This is a genomic window from Isosphaeraceae bacterium EP7 (assembly GCA_038400315.1).
Taxonomy (GTDB): domain Bacteria; phylum Planctomycetota; class Planctomycetia; order Isosphaerales; family Isosphaeraceae; genus EP7.
On sequence record CP151667.1, the window covers coordinates 3,588,411 to 3,604,753 of the forward strand.

15 protein-coding genes are annotated in these 16,343 nt (G+C 67.7%); 7 read left to right on the forward strand and 8 right to left on the reverse strand.

Annotated features, from left to right (window positions below):
• Positions 1 to 127: 127 nt before the first annotated feature.
• The gene (locus tag EP7_RS13875) at positions 128 to 799 is read right to left on the reverse strand and encodes a dioxygenase family protein (RefSeq protein WP_463521629.1); all 672 of its coding nucleotides are present in this window, start codon (positions 797 to 799) and stop codon (positions 128 to 130) included.
• Between the two features lie 333 nt (positions 800 to 1,132).
• Between EP7_RS13875 and EP7_RS13880 the strand changes: the two genes are divergently transcribed.
• Both EP7_RS13880 and EP7_RS13885 read left to right on the forward strand, forming a co-directional pair.
• Positions 1,133 to 1,771 carry a DUF1345 domain-containing protein gene (locus EP7_RS13880; protein WP_463521631.1) on the forward strand — a complete coding sequence of 213 codons (639 nt, stop codon included), beginning with the start codon at positions 1,133 to 1,135 and terminating at the stop codon, positions 1,769 to 1,771.
• A gap of 503 nt (positions 1,772 to 2,274) precedes the next feature.
• Positions 2,275 to 3,762 carry a SulP family inorganic anion transporter gene (locus EP7_RS13885; RefSeq protein WP_463521633.1) on the forward strand — a complete coding sequence of 496 codons (1,488 nt, stop codon included), beginning with the start codon at positions 2,275 to 2,277 and terminating at the stop codon, positions 3,760 to 3,762.
• Positions 3,763 to 3,850: 88 nt separating this feature from the next.
• Here the strand turns inward: EP7_RS13885 and EP7_RS13890 are convergent, their stop codons facing one another.
• From EP7_RS13890 to EP7_RS13900, 3 genes are read right to left on the reverse strand one after another with little or no spacing between them, the layout of a single operon-like run.
• Complete coding sequence (locus EP7_RS13890) at positions 3,851 to 4,312, reverse strand: GyrI-like domain-containing protein (protein ID WP_463521635.1); 462 nt, start codon at positions 4,310 to 4,312, stop codon at positions 3,851 to 3,853.
• A 54-nt stretch (positions 4,313 to 4,366) separates the two neighbouring features.
• Complete coding sequence (locus EP7_RS13895) at positions 4,367 to 4,858, reverse strand: SRPBCC family protein (RefSeq protein ID WP_463521637.1); 492 nt, start codon at positions 4,856 to 4,858, stop codon at positions 4,367 to 4,369.
• Positions 4,859 to 4,876: 18 nt separating this feature from the next.
• The gene (locus tag EP7_RS13900) at positions 4,877 to 5,215 is read right to left on the reverse strand and encodes an ArsR/SmtB family transcription factor (protein WP_463521639.1); all 339 of its coding nucleotides are present in this window, start codon (positions 5,213 to 5,215) and stop codon (positions 4,877 to 4,879) included.
• A gap of 581 nt (positions 5,216 to 5,796) precedes the next feature.
• On the opposite strand from EP7_RS13900, the gene EP7_RS13905 reads away from it, so the two are divergent.
• Both EP7_RS13905 and EP7_RS13910 read left to right on the forward strand, forming a co-directional pair.
• Positions 5,797 to 6,645: an amidohydrolase family protein gene (locus EP7_RS13905; protein ID WP_463521641.1), complete on the forward strand. Its 849-nt coding sequence runs from the start codon at positions 5,797 to 5,799 to the stop codon at positions 6,643 to 6,645.
• Between the two features lie 332 nt (positions 6,646 to 6,977).
• Positions 6,978 to 8,222: a hypothetical protein gene (locus EP7_RS13910; protein WP_463521643.1), complete on the forward strand. Its 1,245-nt coding sequence runs from the start codon at positions 6,978 to 6,980 to the stop codon at positions 8,220 to 8,222.
• Positions 8,223 to 8,355: 133 nt separating this feature from the next.
• On the opposite strand, the gene glpK is transcribed toward EP7_RS13910, so the two are convergent.
• Positions 8,356 to 9,855, reverse strand: a complete 1,500-nt coding sequence (gene glpK, locus EP7_RS13915) for a glycerol kinase GlpK (protein WP_463521645.1) — start codon at positions 9,853 to 9,855, stop codon at positions 8,356 to 8,358.
• Between the two features lie 225 nt (positions 9,856 to 10,080).
• On the opposite strand from glpK, the gene EP7_RS13920 reads away from it, so the two are divergent.
• Positions 10,081 to 10,623, forward strand: a complete 543-nt coding sequence (locus EP7_RS13920; RefSeq protein WP_463521647.1) for a hypothetical protein — start codon at positions 10,081 to 10,083, stop codon at positions 10,621 to 10,623.
• Here EP7_RS13920 and EP7_RS13925 read toward each other — a convergent pair.
• Positions 10,581 to 11,945, reverse strand: a complete 1,365-nt coding sequence (locus EP7_RS13925; RefSeq protein ID WP_463521649.1) for a hypothetical protein — start codon at positions 11,943 to 11,945, stop codon at positions 10,581 to 10,583. The genes EP7_RS13920 and EP7_RS13925 overlap by 43 nt on opposite strands.
• 183 nt (positions 11,946 to 12,128) lie before the next feature.
• Between EP7_RS13925 and EP7_RS13930 the strand changes: the two genes are divergently transcribed.
• Positions 12,129 to 12,869: a carbohydrate-binding family 9-like protein gene (locus EP7_RS13930; RefSeq protein WP_463521651.1), complete on the forward strand. Its 741-nt coding sequence runs from the start codon at positions 12,129 to 12,131 to the stop codon at positions 12,867 to 12,869.
• Here the strand turns inward: EP7_RS13930 and EP7_RS13935 are convergent.
• Together EP7_RS13935 and EP7_RS13940 are read right to left on the reverse strand one after the other, a co-directional pair.
• A complete protein-coding gene (locus EP7_RS13935; protein ID WP_463521653.1) occupies positions 12,844 to 14,328 on the reverse strand; it encodes a glycosyltransferase family 39 protein in 1,485 nt (494 codons plus the stop codon). The genes EP7_RS13930 and EP7_RS13935 overlap by 26 nt on opposite strands.
• Before the next feature lie 138 nt (positions 14,329 to 14,466).
• Positions 14,467 to 15,330, reverse strand: a complete 864-nt coding sequence (locus tag EP7_RS13940) for a sigma-70 family RNA polymerase sigma factor (RefSeq protein ID WP_463521655.1) — start codon at positions 15,328 to 15,330, stop codon at positions 14,467 to 14,469.
• Positions 15,331 to 15,755: 425 nt separating this feature from the next.
• Here EP7_RS13940 and EP7_RS13945 point away from each other — a divergent pair, with 425 nt between their 5' ends.
• The gene (locus tag EP7_RS13945; protein ID WP_463521657.1) at positions 15,756 to 16,343 is read left to right on the forward strand and encodes an RNA polymerase sigma factor; all 588 of its coding nucleotides are present in this window, start codon (positions 15,756 to 15,758) and stop codon (positions 16,341 to 16,343) included.

Consider the following 16,343-nt stretch of genomic DNA (forward strand, 5'->3'; position numbering starts at 1 on the left):
GCGACCCTCTCGCTCTATCGAGAGGGTCGCCGGGGCGTCGAAATCTGGGTTGCTGACAAGGAAGTCAGGACGCGTCGGTTCAGGCCGTCCGCCTGAGCATGGGTCTTGGTCTCGTTCGCGTTTCGGCTCAGGCCTTGGGGGTGAAGCCCAGGATGACATCGACCCTGGCCGCAAGCTCTCCGGTGGTCGAGCCCGGCAGCGGCGTGAACTCGGGGGTGATCAGTTCGCGTGCCTTCGGATCGGTGAGGCTCCGGAAGATCCCGTCGCGCTGGTTCTGCTCGTGTCCCTTGATGTAGAACTGAGTCGTCAGCAATTCCTTGCCGTTCTTGCGCAGCTTGACGTGGATGTGCGGGGCGCGGCCGGTGTAGGGGACGGGCTTGATGGTCCGGAAGTAGTATTCGCCGGTTGAACCGGTGAGGAACTTGCCGTAGCCCTGGAAGTTCTTGTCGAGCTTGCTGTGCGCCGGGTCTTCGGTGTGGATGTAGGCGCCGTTGTTGTCGACCTGCCAGATCTCGATGAGCACGTTGCGAAGCGGGTCGCCCTTGTGGTCGAGCAGTCGGCCCGACAGGTGCGTGATCTCGCCCACGGCCGGTGTGATCTGATCATTGATCAGGATCAGGTCGTTGTCGGTGTCCAGCGGCAGCTTGTTGGGGTAGAACGGCCCCTCGGTCTGGCTGGGCGTGCGAGTCAACTCATCGGCGAAGGCCCCGCGCACCATGAAGGCGGCGGCGCCCAGGCCCATCGTCGCGGAGCCGAGGAACGAGCGGCGGCTGGACGGGCGAGATCCCTGGAGGCTCATCGGGCGTTCTCCTTGCAAGGCGGACCAAGGTCTGGAGAGTTCGGGAGAGACGACGATCGAATCTCCGGCGATCAGTTCGCCTCGCCCCCGTCATCGACCGCGAGGAGCAGGGGGCAATCATGCCCTCCGGCCGATCGATGGGGCGCCGCGAGATTCGGTCGGGTGCATTGTCTCGACGTCAAGGATAACGCAAACGGTCGGACGTCGAGGACAGCAACACGTCGCAAGGAATGACCAATCCACCTTCGTTCGGGGGATTGAGATGGAGGAATCTGGGAGCGTCGCGTAAGTTGGGCGGGCCGCGGCGGTCGAATCGTTGAGGATCAGGCCCCCATGAAGCCGGATGTCGTCAAGCAGATCAAGGCGCAGCCGCGGTTGGTCACCGCCGTGCTGCTGGGCGTGCTGCTCTGGTTCGTCTTGCCCGGCGAGCACTCGACCCGCCTGCTGATGGCCTGGGATTGCTCGACGGGCGTCTACCTCGTGCTGGCGATGGCGATGATGGCCCGCTCGAACTTCGACCGGATCCGCGCCCGGGCCGCCCGGCAGGATGAAGGTCAGGCGGTGATCCTGGCGCTCACCACGATCACGGCGGTCGTCAGCCTGGTCGGCGTCATGGTCGAGCTGGCGCTGGCCAAGAGCCTGGAAAACCACGAAGGCTGGCGGCATATCGCGCTGGCCGGGGTGACCGTGCTCCTCTCCTGGACCTTCCTGCACACGATGTTCGCGGTGCATTACGCCCACGAGTATTACGCCGATCCGGAGGGGGGCCTGGAATTCCCCGGCGACGAGTCGCCCGATTACTGGGACTTCATGTACTACTCGTTCATCATCGGGACCGCCTGCGCCACCGCCGATGTGAACATCACCGACAAGCGGATGCGCAAGATCACGACCCTGCACTGCATCGTCGCCTTCTTCTTCAACACCACCATCCTGGCCCTCACCGTCAACATCGGCGCCGGCTTCTTCTGATCCAAACGCGGCCGATGGTGCGGGCTTCTCCGCCGAGCCTCGCCCCATTTCCGCCCCGAGAGCCGTTCCATGGGCCGGCTTCGGCGGCGTCGGACTGGCGTTGTCCGGCCGGACCCGCCTCTGTAGACTTGTCGCGATGCCCCCGTCTCCGGGGCGACGGGCCGCGTGCGATCGAGACGCACGCCCCGAACACCTTCACGTTCATTCATCCCCGCCCCGTTCGCTTCCCTCGAAGCACCCATCTTCATGATCCCGGCATACTCCAGCACCACGACGCCGCCCTGAGCATGCTCTCCCCGAGCATCGCCCGACGATTCACGCTGCGCCTTGTCGCGCCGTGACTGTGCGGTCTGCGGCGCCTGCCGGATTGTCCTTGCGCCCTCGCCCCGTCCCTCGATCGGGGCTTCGGCGGGCTTAACCCAAATGAGTTCGCACCCATCCGATGTCCTCGCCCGCCTCCCGCCGGGAGACAGGCGCGGCGTCGATCCATTGTAGGAAGACTGATGTCTGCACTTCTTGAGAAGATCAGGTCCGAGTGGTTTTCGAACGTGCGCGGCGACCTGCTGGCCGGGACGGTCGTGGCGCTGGCCCTGATCCCGGAGGCCATCGCCTTCTCGATCATCGCCGGGGTCGACCCCAAGGTGGGGCTTTATGCCTCCTTCTGCATCGCCGTGGTGACGGCGTTCCTCGGCGGCAGGCCGGGCATGATCTCGGCGGCCACCGGGGCGATGGCGCTGGTGATGGTCGACCTGGTGAAGTCGCATGGGCTGGAATACCTGCTGGCGGCGACGATTCTCACCGGCTTTCTCCAGGTTCTGGCCGGTTTCTTCCGGCTGGGAGCGCTGATCCGGTTCGTCTCGCGCTCGGTCATCACCGGCTTTGTCAACGCCCTGGCCATCCTGATCTTCATGGCCCAGGTGCCCGAGCTGGTGGGCGGCACCTGGCACGTCTACCCGATGGTGGCCGCCGGCCTGGCGATCATCTATCTGTTGCCCAGGCTGACGACGGCGGTCCCCTCCGCCCTGGTCTGCATCGTCGTCCTGACCCTGGTGGCGCTGGTCAGCGGGCTGCCGCTGCGGACGGTCGGCGACATGGGGCAGTTGCCCACCGAATTCCCGGCCTTCTTGCTGCCGAAGATCCCGCTCACCTTCGAGACCCTGAGACTCATCCTCCCTTACTCGTGCACGCTGGCCGTGGTCGGCCTGCTCGAGTCGATGATGACCGCGACGATCGTCGATGACATGACCGATACGTACAGCGACAAGAACCGCGAGTGCGCCGGGCAGGGAGCGGGCAACATCGTCGCCGGCCTCTTCGGCGGGATGGCCGGCTGCGCCATGATCGGCCAGTCGGTGATCAACGTCAAATCGGGCGGGCGGAAGCGCCTCTCCACGCTTTTCGCGGGCCTGTTCCTGCTCTTCCTGATCCTGGTGCTCAGCGACGTCGTGCGGCGCATCCCGATGGCCGCCTTGGTCGCGGTGATGACCATGGTTTCCATCGGCACATTCAACTGGGGCTCGCTGAAGAGCCTGGTCGTCCACCCGAAAAGCTCCAGCGTCGTCATGCTCTCCACGGTGGTGGTGACGGTGGCCACGCGCGACCTGGCCAAGGGCGTGCTGGTCGGCGTCCTGCTGAGCACCCTCTTCTTCGCCATGAAGGTCGAGCGGATCGTCCACGTCCGCCCCGAATCCCTCGACGGCGGCCTGAAGCGCATCTACCACGTCAGCGGCCAGCTCTTCTTCGTCTCCTCGCACGCGTTCATCCGCGGCTTCGACTTCAACGACCCGGCGGAGCGGGTGGAAATCGAGTTCACCCACGCCCACTTCTGGGACATCTCGGCCATTGCCGCCCTCGACAAGGTCGTGATGAAGTTCCGCAAGAAAGGCGTCGAGGTCGAGCTGATCGGCCTGAATGAGGCCAGCTCGACGATGATCGACCGCCTGGGCACCCACGACAAGCCGGCGGCCCTCGACCTTCCGGTCGGCCATTGATGAGCGGGTGAACGAAGAGATGGGTGGCGGGCGTTGCCGGCATGGAGTGGTTCTCCCGTGGTCGTCCGCCACCCATCGTCGGCCTCGATCAGATCAGCGGCCGGTTGAGTTCCGTGCGATACTCACCCGAATCGGGGCCCGATTCCGGTCCTTTAAGGTATCGTTCCCACAACTCCGAACCCGGCGTGTGGCCGCTGGCGGCGACCCAGGCGTTGAACTCGCCCCAGGCGGCGCCCAGGCCTTCATACGGCCCCTGGTAGATGGCGCGGGCCACCGTCATCGCGGGCCATTGACTTGGCTTGACCCGGCCGGTGGCGGCGATGGTCGCATTGACGGGGACGCAGATCTCGAAGTCGAAGGTGTCCGTGGGCATCCGCAGGTGGTGCGTGAACCAGGGGCCGGCGGGGCTGATTTTCTGGGCGTCGAGGGCGGCCATGATCTCGCCGAGGCCCGGGCCCATGACGTTCTGGATCTCCGAGCGGGCGACGGTCAGGTGAATCATCGCGGTCGGCTGGTCGGCGGTTTCCGTGATCTGCGGCGCGTCGAGCATGCGGGGGTCTCCGTCCCGGCCGAGGGGTTCAGGGGCATCCTTGATGGGGCGGGATCAGCGGACCGCGACTTCTTCGAGGATCTCGTCCAGCCGGTCATAACCGGCGGCCATCCCTTGCTCCATGCCGGAGGCGGCGGCCCCGTCCCGGGCTTCTTTCGACTCGTAAAGCAGGGTGATCGTCAGGGCCGTCCTGTCGCCCAGGTCGGTGAGGACGAGCGTCGCCAGTTGCTCGCCCCCCCCGGGGACGCAGCCGGTGTCGAAGACCTCGGTGCGGACGCTACGCTCGGGCGGGACGACCTCGCGGTAGACGCCCGACATCGACATCAAGGCGCCGTCCGGGCCGCTCCAGGCCCAGCGGAACGTCCCGCCGGCACGCGCGTCTTCCTCGCAGACGGTCATCTCCCAGCCCGGCGGGCCGGTCAGCCAGCGCCTCAGCAATTCGGGCCTGGACATCGTGTCCCAGACCAGATCCCGGGGCGCGTTGAACTCGCGGGTGATGAGGATCTCTCGATCGGTCGGGGTCGCGACTTTCAGGGCATTTCGCATCGGCATCATCCTCCGGGGTTACTCGGGTTTCTTCCCTGCCTTCAACTCGTCCAGCAGGCTGTCGAGGCGGTCGAAGTTCGCCTCCCAGATCTTCCGGTAATCTTCCAGCCATCCGTTGGCTTCGGCCAGCGGCTGCGCCGCCAGGCGGCACGGCCGCTTCTGCGCATCCCTGCCGCGGGTGATCAGGCCCGCCTTCTCCAGCACCTTCAGGTGCTTGGAAATCGCGGGTTGGCTCAGCTTGAAGGGCGAGACCAGCTCGTTGACCGTGGCCTCGCCCTTCGCCAGCCGGGCGAGGATCGCCCGACGGGTCGGGTCGGCCAGGGCCGCGAACGTGGTGTCGAGGCTCGCGATCATCATCGGTTGATCACCTGGAGGTTGTATAGCTAATCGGAAATATAACGGGAGCGATGAGGCCCGTCAATCACCGTTGCGAGCCATGTTGGCCATCCCGTAGTAACCGGACAAAAAACAACGCTAAGGGCGGTCCGTCCCGGAACTCGGCGGCTGGACGACGGCCAGGGACGTTGATTCCGGGACGGGTCAAGGGACGGGTTTTTGGCCCTCCCGCGGCCGGTCAAGCTGCTTCGGAAGGGAGTACCGAAAAGGGGCGTTTTTGACACATGGCCAGGATGCAGAAATGGGCCCGAAATCAGCCTCGAAAAGTGGAAAAGGGTCATCCCCCTCGACTGGTCGACGGATTTTTATCCCTCGCGAAAGGACTTACGTCGAAGGTAAAGTGCGAGGGCTCGTTTAGAGATGGAATCTGACGGATCGGGGAGGATGTCTGCCTGGCCCGCGTGGATTGGTCCACCTTGGTCCCCGCCCTGGACGGTTTGTCCTGGATTTCGGGACCGTCGGGCGGGACTATACGGATCGAGGGCGTGATTGGACATGCCCGGAGTCGGTCGAATTTAGGTTAGGCGGTCGGGTGTCTCCCCATGATCGACATGCACATCCACGCGGTCCATCCGCAGATCCCTGGCGTGAAGCCAACGACCGATCTCTACGATGGCCCCATCGAAGCCCTGGTGGCCGAGCTTCGTGAGCAGATGCAGCGGTCCGGCACCGAGGTGCTTCTGGGCATGGGTCACCTGAATGGTCGAGCCGAGGATCCGCTGGGGGTCGCGTCGACGCTGGCGATCGCGGAATCCCTGCCCGAGTTACGCGCGATCGGGATCGCCGATCCGACTCGCGTCGATACCGACCACCTGCAACGTGTCGAAGCCCAGCTTCAGGCCGGTTTCGTCGTCGCTCTGAAGGGCTACCTCGGGTACATTCATCATGGGCCGGACAGCCCCGGCTACCGACCCTACTTCGAGCTGGCCGCGAAGTACGACTTGCCGTTCATCTTCCACACCGGCGACAACTGGTCGAGGGCGGCGAAGGTCAAATATGCCCATCCGCTCCTGGTCGACGAGGTGGCCGTGGAACACCCTGGCGTCAAGATCGTCATGGCTCACTTCGGCAATCCGTGGTGCATGGACGCGGCGGAAGTAATCTACAAGAACGATAACGTCTGGGCCGATGTGTGCGCCATACTCGTCGGCGATGCGGCCCACTTCACCAAGATCACCTCGACCGGTTACCTGAGGCGGACGGTCGAGCGGGTGCGGCACGCCATCGAGTTTACCGAACGCCCAGACCGGTTCCTGTATGGCACGGATTGGCCGCTGAGTCCCATGGATGTGTACCCCCATTTCGTGCGACAGTTATTCGACGAGGCGGATCATCCGGCGGTGTTCGAGGAGAACGCCCGCGGCCTCTTCAAGCTCACGAAGACCGCCTAACCTCTCGCTGCAGCGGACCCACTCCGCCGCGAGATCCGGCAAGGCTCGACTATGAACGGCGATTTACGATCGTCTCAAAAACGAGCGTTTTTGGGACTCGGCCGGCTTGGCGTTGTTTTTGTCCGTTTGCTACGGGAAGGCCATTTTGTCGCTCGGGCGGGAGAATTTTCCCATTTTGTCCATTTTCTAGGGAGGGAACGCCCCGTTTTCAGGATAGTTCTCCAATAGAGGCGTCTCACTCGCGCGATGTCGCGTGGGCTGGGCCACTCCGCCGACGTCGGCGAGAACTCGCACCCCCCTCGAATCCGCACCCCAGGAAGCGACGCAGCATCATGGGCAAGCTCGAAGTCAGCCAGAAGCGCATCGACGCCAATCGCCGCAACGCCATGCGCAGCACCGGGCCGAAGACCGAGGAGGGCAAGGCGCAGTCGCGCCGGAATAGCCTGATCCACGGGCTCTCGGGCAATGGCGTGGTCGTCCCCGAGCGCGAGGCGCAGGCCGCCCGCGAGCTGGGCGAGCAGCTCGTCTCGTCGCTGCGGCCGATGAACGCGTTCGAGATGGGGCTGGTCGAGACGATCGCCATCGAAGGGGTGCGGATCGATCGCTGCCGGATCGAGGAGCGATTGGTGCGTGACGTCCGCGCACGCAGGGCCGGGGCTTGCTGGCTCGATGAGCGCAAGGCCGAGGCGGCGAAGCTGGGGAAGACCCTGGCGGGCAGTCCCGACGAAGTTGCGTCGCGACTCTCCACCACATCGGCGGGCTGCGAGTGGCTGGGTGTCCGCTGGCGGGCGCTGGGCAAGGTGCTCGAAAAGAAGGGGTCGTGGAGCGACGAGCAGAAATCGCTGGCCCTTGACCTGATGGGCGTCGCGGCCGAGGTTCGCGCGATGGACAGCCCGCTCGACGCCCCCGAGGGGGTTGATGCGGCGATCTATCTTCGAGAACTCGTCGAGTCCGAATTGGAAAGTCTGTCGTTGCGCCAGGAAGAGTCACTCGACGCCATCGACGACGACCTGCGCGAGGCCACTTCGCTGGGCCTGATCGCCGTGGATGACCCGACGCTGGTGCTACTCCGTCGCTACGAGACGGCCAGCTTCCGCCGCCAGCGGTGGGCGCTGGACATGCTGCACAAGGGTCGCCAGAAGCCGGCGCCCGTCCCGACGATGACCCACGACTACGTCGAGCGGCCCCGCCCGGATTTCTCCGTCTGGGGCGCCCCCGATCCGGTCCCGCATGGCGATCACCCCGGGCCAGGCACCGATCCCGACACGACCTCGCCCGGTTCCGATCGGTCCCAGCACGGAACCGATCAGGCGCCGCAAGCCAACCCCACTCAGCCCGCCGCCTCGAAGCTCCGCGCCGATCGAACCCATCGGGCCACCCCCGGCCGATTGGCGGAACGAAGCCACCTGTCGGGCCTCTTTCGCCGCCTGGCCCGGTCGCTCGCCGGCCTGAACGTGGGTTGCCTGGCTGTCAAACCGCTTGCAAGGCCCGATCGACGCCGGTCACGGCCCTCGATGGTCCCGGCCCGGCCGATTCGCCCGGAACTGATCCGCATTCTGGATGCCCCGGCCGCCTGAACGTCGGTTTGGCTCGTTGAACATGCCTTGATCTTTGACAATTCGGGCGAATGAAGGCGTCCTCGCGCGCCGGCCTGGTGAGGCAGGAAGACGAGGCCGACCCGATCGCGCACACATTGCCACGGGGCGGGCTCTACTCACCCCGGTAATGGCGTCGGACGGACTCGACGGCGCGGCGCCAGCCGGCGAGGGTGGCGGCTCGCCATTCCTCGTCCCTGCGCGGGGAGAAGGTCTGGCCCTCGGCGTCGAGCAGGGCGATGGCGTGGTCGGTGGTGGGCCAGTGGTTGATGCCGAGGCCGGCGAGCAGGGCGGCGCCCAGGGCGGTGGATTCGGGGTTGGGGCTGCGGCGGGGGGCGATGCCCAGGAGGTCGGCCTGGAACTGGAGGAAGGGATCGGAGCGGGCCATCCCGCCGTCGACGCGGAAGTCGGTCAGCGGGGTCGGCAGGTCGGCGTTGATGGCGTCGATGAGGTCGGCCACCTGGAAGGCGACCCCCTCGATGGTGGCTCTCGCGAGGTCGGCGATCGAGGTGGCGCGGGTCAGGCCGAAGATCGTGCCGCGGGCGTCGGGCTCCCAGTGCGGGGCCCCCAGACCGGTGAGGGCGGGGACGAAGAGGACGCCCGAGTTGGGGTCGGCGTGAGCGTAAAGGGCGTCGATCTCGGGGGCGGCGCCGATGGCCTTCAGGCCGTCTCGGAACCACTGCACCGCGGCCCCCGCGACGAAGACGCTCCCCTCGAGCGCATACTGGGGCGGGCCGTCGCCCAGGGTGGCCGCCAGCGTGGTGACCAGGCCCCGCGTGGAGGCAATGGCCCGGCCGCCGGTGTGGGCCAGCAGGAACGCGCCCGTGCCGTAGGTGCACTTGGCTTGCCCCGCCTTCAGGCACCCCTGGCCGGCCAGCGACGCCTGCTGGTCGCCGGCCACCCCCGCGATCGGCAGGCCGTCGGGCAGGAACCCCAAACCCCTGGTTCGCCCAAATTCACCCGCGCTGGGGAGGATCTCGGGCAATATTTCCGCAGGCACGGCGAAGAAGTCGCAGAGGTCCGCGGCCCAACGCAGCTGGATCAGGTCCATCAGCAGGGTGCGCGAGGCGTTGGTGACGTCGGTGACGTGCCGCTCGCCGCCGGTCAGGTTCCAGATGAGGTAGCTGTCGACGGTGCCCGCCAGGAGGTCGCCGTCGCGGGCCAGGCGAGAGGCGTCGGGTGTATGCTCCATCAGCCAGGCGATCTTGGTGGCCGAGAAGTAGGGGTCGAGCACCAGGCCGGTGCGCTCGGAGATCCAGGGTCGACTGGCCCGGTTCCGCTCGCAGAATTCGGCCGTCCGCCGGTCCTGCCAGACGATCGCCGGCCCCTTGGGCTGGCCGCCGCGGTCCCAGAGGATGGTCGTCTCGCGCTGGTTGGTCAGGCCGATGGCCGCGACCCGATCCGCCTCAACTCCCGCGTCACCAAGAGCCTGCGTCACGACCGGTCCGACCGAGTTCCAGAGGCCCTTGGCATCATGCTCGACCCAGCCTGGCTTCGGATAGCTCGGGAGGACTTCGACCTGCCCCTGGCCGATCGGCTTCAGGGTGCGGTCATAGACCACGGCGCGGGTGCTGGTCGTCCCCTGGTCGATGACGAGCAAGAGGTCACGGGCCATCGTCGCACGCTCCGGACGCGGCGGCCCGCCTCGACGGGCGCCGGCAACCCGGCCACTATGGTTGAGAGAGATGGAGTTTGAGTCGGGAGACAGGGCGCCTCGCGCGGCCCGGCCCCGAGCGGCAGCATCGTACCACGCCCGACCCCCGGGTCATCCAGGCCCAGAGCCCACGACGACGACACCAGGCCCGATCCGTGGCCATCAACCCCGATAGGACCTGAACCCATGAGCCTGCCCAATCTCTTCAATGACCTCGGCGGCCTGCTCCCGCTGGCCCAGTTTGCCTTCTCGCCCGACATGGCCCGCGACCTGACCCGGATGGCACCGCTGCTCATCCCCATCGTGGCCCTCTTCATCCCGATCATCGTGGTGCCCACGGCCATCGTGATGAAGCAGTCGCAACGCCGCCGCGAGCTGGAGCACGCCGAGCGCATCAGGGCCCTTGAGCTGGGCCGGACGCTGCCCGGAGACGAGCCGAAGCTGAGCCCCGAGAAGCTGAGCGCCGGCATCGGTATCCTCGTGCCGCTGGGCTCGCTGCTCGTCGGCTGGCTGGCCTGCGAGTCGCAGGGCTATCGCGAGGAAATCTGGATCATGGCCTCGGTGGTCTCGCTCGCCGGCGTCCTCGGCGGGACAATTTTGGCGTCCAAGCAGATGGGCATCCGCGAGCGTGAGCGTGTCCGCGCCGCCGGCGATCACCTCGCCGCCCGGCACGGGAAAGGCGAGGCCTACGACCCCGACATGATCGACGTCGTCGGCCGCCGTGGCTGAGCAACACGGGCGAAAAAGGCCGGTTGACCCACGGTGACGCGGGCCAGGCCGGCGGCCGCCCAGAGCCCCATCAGGGGCTCGATGGGGATGTGAAACCGGGCCGAGACAATGGTCAATGTGTGGAAGGCGGCGATGAGTGCCGCCGCGAGCAGGGTCGGTGCCAGCCGCCGCCGCAGGTCGCCGGGCATCAGGATCAGGCCGAGCGCGGCAGCGATCGTCAGCGAAAGGTGGCCGGCCCTGTAGACAAGGTTGCGGGCCTTGGGGTTGGTCTCGTCGAAGAGGACGAACGCCTTGAGGCGAGCCAGGCAGAGCCGGGCGTAGCGTCCGGGCTCGGCGCGGAGGTCATCCAGGGCCTTGCCGAGCAGGTACCGCGACCTGGCCGGCTCGGTCATCCGGGCCATCGAGGCGTAGTCGGCGGGAGAGAGCGCGATGTCGTCGATGCAGCCGGCCTCGTGCCGGGCCGCCCAGAGCGCCGCGTTCAGGGCACCCAGGCTCGACGCAGGCGCGGCCAGGGCCCGCTCGACCGAGGGCCGGACCACCTTGTCGGTCCCGTGGCTCAGGGCGCAATTGCCCTGCCAGAACGCATAGCCGAAGCTGCTCTTGATGGCCACGAACTCGCCGTGAACCAGGGCATTGCGCACGATCCAGGGGGCGACGCACGCGGCGGCCACCGTCGCCATCACCAGGGCCGGCCTGGACGAGGCCCTGAAGCCGCGGTCCAGGCCCATGATCCAGGCCAGCGCGGGGGCGCCCAGTGCCAGGATCGGGTCGGCCAGGGCGACCAGGGCGAGCAAGGCCCCCGTCGCGGACGCATTGCGTAAGGAGTTCGTCCTGTTCGCGGAGTAGGCGTAGGCGAACGTCCAGATGAGGGCGGTCGTCGCCATGAGGGCAATCTGGACGTGCGTGGTCGCGTAGACGATCGTCGGGTGGAACGCGGCGACGGCCCCCGCCAGCAGGGCGATTCCTGGCCGGCCGGGCGCGACCTCGCGGCCGAGGCGGATGGTCCCGGCGACGAGCAGCCCGCCGATCGCGGCCTGGACGAGCTGGATCAGGAGCAGCGAGGCGGGGGTCTCGACACCGCACAGGGCATACGCACCGGCCACGAACACCGGGTAGGCCGGGGCCTGCTGCGAGGTGGGCCCCTCGACGCCCAGGTAGCGGACGGAGAACCCCTTGCCGGCCAGCAGGTTGGCGGCGATCTCGCCGTGCTCGTAGGTGGTCCTCGGCAGGAGGTAGCTCCCCAGCGCGAAGACCGAGGCGACGCGCACCAAGATGGCGGCGGCGATCAGGAGCGACTCGGGGCTGGGGCGACGCGGCTGCATCCGTGCAGGCTCCTCGGCGGGGTGGTCAGGCGGCGGATTGTGGTCGGCGAGGGTCCGGGGGTCAACCCGAGTCGAGCGTGGCGGCGGCCCGGTCCGCTGTGCGACCATTGCCATCCCTGGGGGTGCGGTCCCGCGCCCCCCTTCATCCCGAAGCGATCCAAACTGAATGACGGGGGTCATGCCATGATCGGGCTCGGTTGCGCGGTGGTGTGGGCGGGGCTGGTGGGCCAGGCGGCGGGCGCCGACCCCTTGAATGTGACCCGGGAGGCGACCTGTCGCTGGGCCAAGGTGGCGCCCGTGATCGACGGCAAGCTCGACGACCCGGCCTGGGCCGACGCGGCGGTCATCGACAAGTTCAGCGCCTACTGGGCCAAGAAGAACACCGGCGACGGCACCAAGGCCAAGCTGCTCTGGGACGACAAGGGCCTCTACTACGCGGCCACGATGACCGACGCCGAGCTGACGGCGCACGGCACCAAGCACAACGACCAGATCTGGAACGGCGACGTCTTCGAGCTCTTCTTCAAGGCACGCACCGACCGGCCCGAGTACCACGAGTTCGAGGTCAACCCGCACTCGGCCATCCTCGAGCTGCCGATCCCGGGCCGACCGTTCGACTTCGACGCGCTCGTCAAGCTGCCGCCGGCCGGCTTGAAGGCGGTGGCCGTGGTGGACGGGACCCTGGACAAGCCCGGCGACGTGGACAAAGGCTGGCGGGTCGAGGGATTCATCCCCTGGTCGGCCTTCGCCATCTCCGGCGGCAAGCCCAAGCCGGGCGCCGTCTGGACGTTCGCGCTCTGCCGGTACGACTACGGCCCGAAGGGGACCGAGCCCGTCCTGATGAGCAGCGCCCCGCTGACCGTCGGCAACTACCACCGCTACGAGGACTACGGCAAGCTCACCTTCGAGGGGCCGAAGAAGTGACCTCGTAGATGATGACGCCCCGGTCATACACCGTCCGCACCCGCCCGCCGGCCGCCTCGACATAGCGGCCGATCGGGCTGGCCGGGGCATTGGCGAATCTGTCGTCGTCAACCATCAGGAAGGTCTGACGGCCTTCCTCCGTCAGCCGGGCGATGGCCGCCGGGTCGTCCGGCGGGACGAGTGCCCTGAGCCGAGTCTGCCAGAAGACCTCGCCGGGGTGCCGGGTCAGTACCAGGGCGTCGGGCCTCTTCCCGCGCGCGGCCAGCCAGCGGCAGGCGTCGTCGAAGTCCGCGTGGGTCCGCTCGCGGGCCTGGACTCGAGACGGCAGGGCCGAATAGGCCGTATACGGGACGGCCGCGGCCAGCAGCAACCAGGCTGCCCGCGCCCGGCCCATCGGCCCGACCCGACTCAGCCCTTCGACGGCCCCGACGAGCAGGAACGGCACCAGCGGGACGAGGAACCGGCCGGCCTCGGTGAACGGCCAGGCCAGCAAAAGGGCCAGGGTGGCCAGCGGGATGAGCCCCGCCAGACGCCTCCTCGGGTTCAGAGCCGCCTTGACCAGTCCGTACAGCACCAGCGCGGTCGCCCCGATAGCCCCGGCCGTGGCCGAAGCGGCCAGCCCTGGGGAACGGCCGAACACGGTGGCGACCTCGACGAACGGCCCGGCCAGGTGGTCGGGGATGCGCCTGGCGTAGAACAAGGCCTGCGAGGCGACCAGCGACGGCAGATCGACGGCCGTCAGCAGCCCCGCCTGCGAACCTCGCCCCACACGCAACTGCCAGGCAATCCAGGGTGAGATCAGCAAGGTTGCGGTCGCGCCGACTGCAATCGCCGCCGCGCGACGCTCGCGCCAGGCCAGGTCGACAACAACGGCCAGGACCAGGCAGGCCCCGACGTGCCGGGTTAGCACGCAAGCCGCCAGCAAGACTCCCAGTCCGAGCGTTCCCAACCGGTTCCTCCGGTCGGTCCGCGCCAGGCGATCAGCAGCGTTGACGGCCAGCGCCGTGAGCAGCAGGAACAGCGGCTCCGACTGGATCGACCCGCCGACGCGCGCCCAGCTCCAGTTGAACGCCAGCGCGAGGGCCAGCGGCGCGGCGACCCTCGGACTCTCGACCCGGGCGAACCAGTGGGCGAGGAACCAGACGGCGATGGTGGTGCATGCCGCCGACAGGACGTGAGCGACCCGGTCGGAACGCCCGAACCAGGTCCATGAGGCGGCCAGCGCGGCGGGATAGCCGGGCGGGAAGTGGGCGTGCTGCGGCGCGTCGGGCTGGTCGATCGCCCGGTAGCCGTTGCCTTCCAGGATCGAGGTGGCCAGCACGGCGTAGCCGGCCCCGTCGTAGCGTGGAGGGGCGTCGAGGTCGGTGCTGGAGAGGATGCAGGACAGGGCGATGACCGCGGCGAGCGCCGGCGCGAATCGCTCGAACTGTCGGCCCCACCGGGCGGATCGGGACGTCATCGTCGGGGGCTTCCTCGCCCCGCTGCGGCTCGCGACGGGCGAGCGACGGACCTGGCGGTTGGCGACCGGGGGCTTCGGTCCGGCCCATTGTAGGCCGGGCCGGGGCCGCGTTGGTAGCGGCCCGGTGTCGGCCCGGCTTCAAACGGCGGCGAGGGCGTAGCGGCGAGCGGGAATAGGGGAGGCGGCCCGGGTGGCCCGGCCCAGCTTGTCCACGGCGCGGACCTCGATCTTGCGGACCCACTCGCGGGTCACGCCCAGGCGGCGGCCGACTTCCTTGAGGGTCAGCGGCTCGTCGCCGTCGAGGCCGAAGCGGAGGGAGAGGATCGTCTGCTCGCGCTCGTCGAGCTGGGCCAGGCGGCTACGCATCGCCTGCTTCTCGTCGTCGGCCTCGAGCGCGGCGTCGGGCGGGGCGCAGGAGTCGGTGGCTTCCTCGGGGGTCCAGGCCTCGTCCTCGTTGGAGGCCGTCTCCTGGCGGATCTGGCGTGACCGCATGGCACTCTCGACCATCCGCCGCTGGGCGTCGGACAGCCCGAGCTCGTCGGCCACCTCGTGGAACTCGACGGAGCGGCCCAGGACGCGGGACATCGAACGCTCGGCCCGGCGCCAGCGGGTCAGCAGGCCGATCATGTGGGCTGGCAGGCGGATCGTCGGCGCGGCGTTGGCCAGGGCGTGGCGGATGGCCTGCTTGATCCAGTAGGCGGCATAGGTGCTGAAGCGGGTGCCGAAGGCGGGGTCGAACTGCTGGACGGCCCGGAGCAGGCCGATGTTCCCCTCGCCGACGAGGTCATCCATGGTCAGGCCGCGGTTCTGGTAGTCGCCGGCGATCTTGACGACCAGCCTGAGATTGGCCCGGATCATCCTCGAGCGTGCCCCGCGGTCGCCCTCGGCGATGGCGACGGCCAGCTGCTTCTCCTCCTCGGCCGTCAGCAGGGCGTCGCCCTTGATCTCGTTGAGGTAGACGTCCATCGTCTGGGTCGAATCGTTCGTGCTGCGTCGCATCATCATCGGGTGCCTCCCGTCATTCCGCTCGATCGACTCCGACTCCGATCGGCCCGTTCGGCCCGTCGTCGTCGGATGCGTCCCTACGCCATCGCTCGTCGGGGGGCGACCGGGTTCATCCCGGTAACCGACTCGTCACCCCCTTCAACCGAACCAGTTGCGCGCCGAGGAAAAAACCGGCAGGGTTTTTTGAAAAACTTGTCGGAATTTTAAAATGCGGCTCTTTGTTCGTCTTTGTTCGCTTTATTTTGGCTATTAATAACGACATAACGACGATGATGGACGGAATCCCTTCGATCGGGCGTGTTCGCCGGTTATACTAGGTGGCTAAAGTCAGGCTGCGTCCGGACTCGGGCGATGTGGCCCATGCGGGCGTCACAGGCCCCCGCGATCCGGGGGGCGTGGGTGGTCCTTCGAGGAGCACGGCGATGGACGACGCAGACTTCGCCGGGATGATTTCCAGGGCCAGGGGGGGCGACGACGCCGCGGCCCGCGAGCTGATCTGCCGCTTCGAGGCCGACGTCCGCACGATGGTGCGGGTCCGCCTGCCGAAGCTCCTCCGCAACCGATTCGACAGCCTGGACTTCACCCAGGCCGTCTGGGCCAGCGTGTTCGTCGGCCTGCGGGACGACTCCGACGAGTCGTTCCAGGACGAGGACCAGATGCGCAAATTCCTCGGCGGGGTCGTGCGCAACAAGGTGATGGAGGAGTACCGCAGGCACACCCGGACGCGCAAGTACGACCTCGCGCGCGAGCAGCCCCTCTACGTCAGGCGCAACGGCCGCGACCGGCCGATGGACCTGCCCGGCCACGAGCCGACCCCGTCGCAGGTGGTGCAGGCGGGCGACCAGCTCAACCGCCTGATCGCGGGCCGGACGGACCGGGCCGCCGAGGTCATCGAGCTGAGGCGCCAGAACCTGACCTTCGAAGAGATCGCCGCGCGGATGAAGATGAGCGAGCGATACGTCAGGCGGATCGTGGAGTCGCTCCGGGAACGCTTGGAGGAGCCGCAGTGA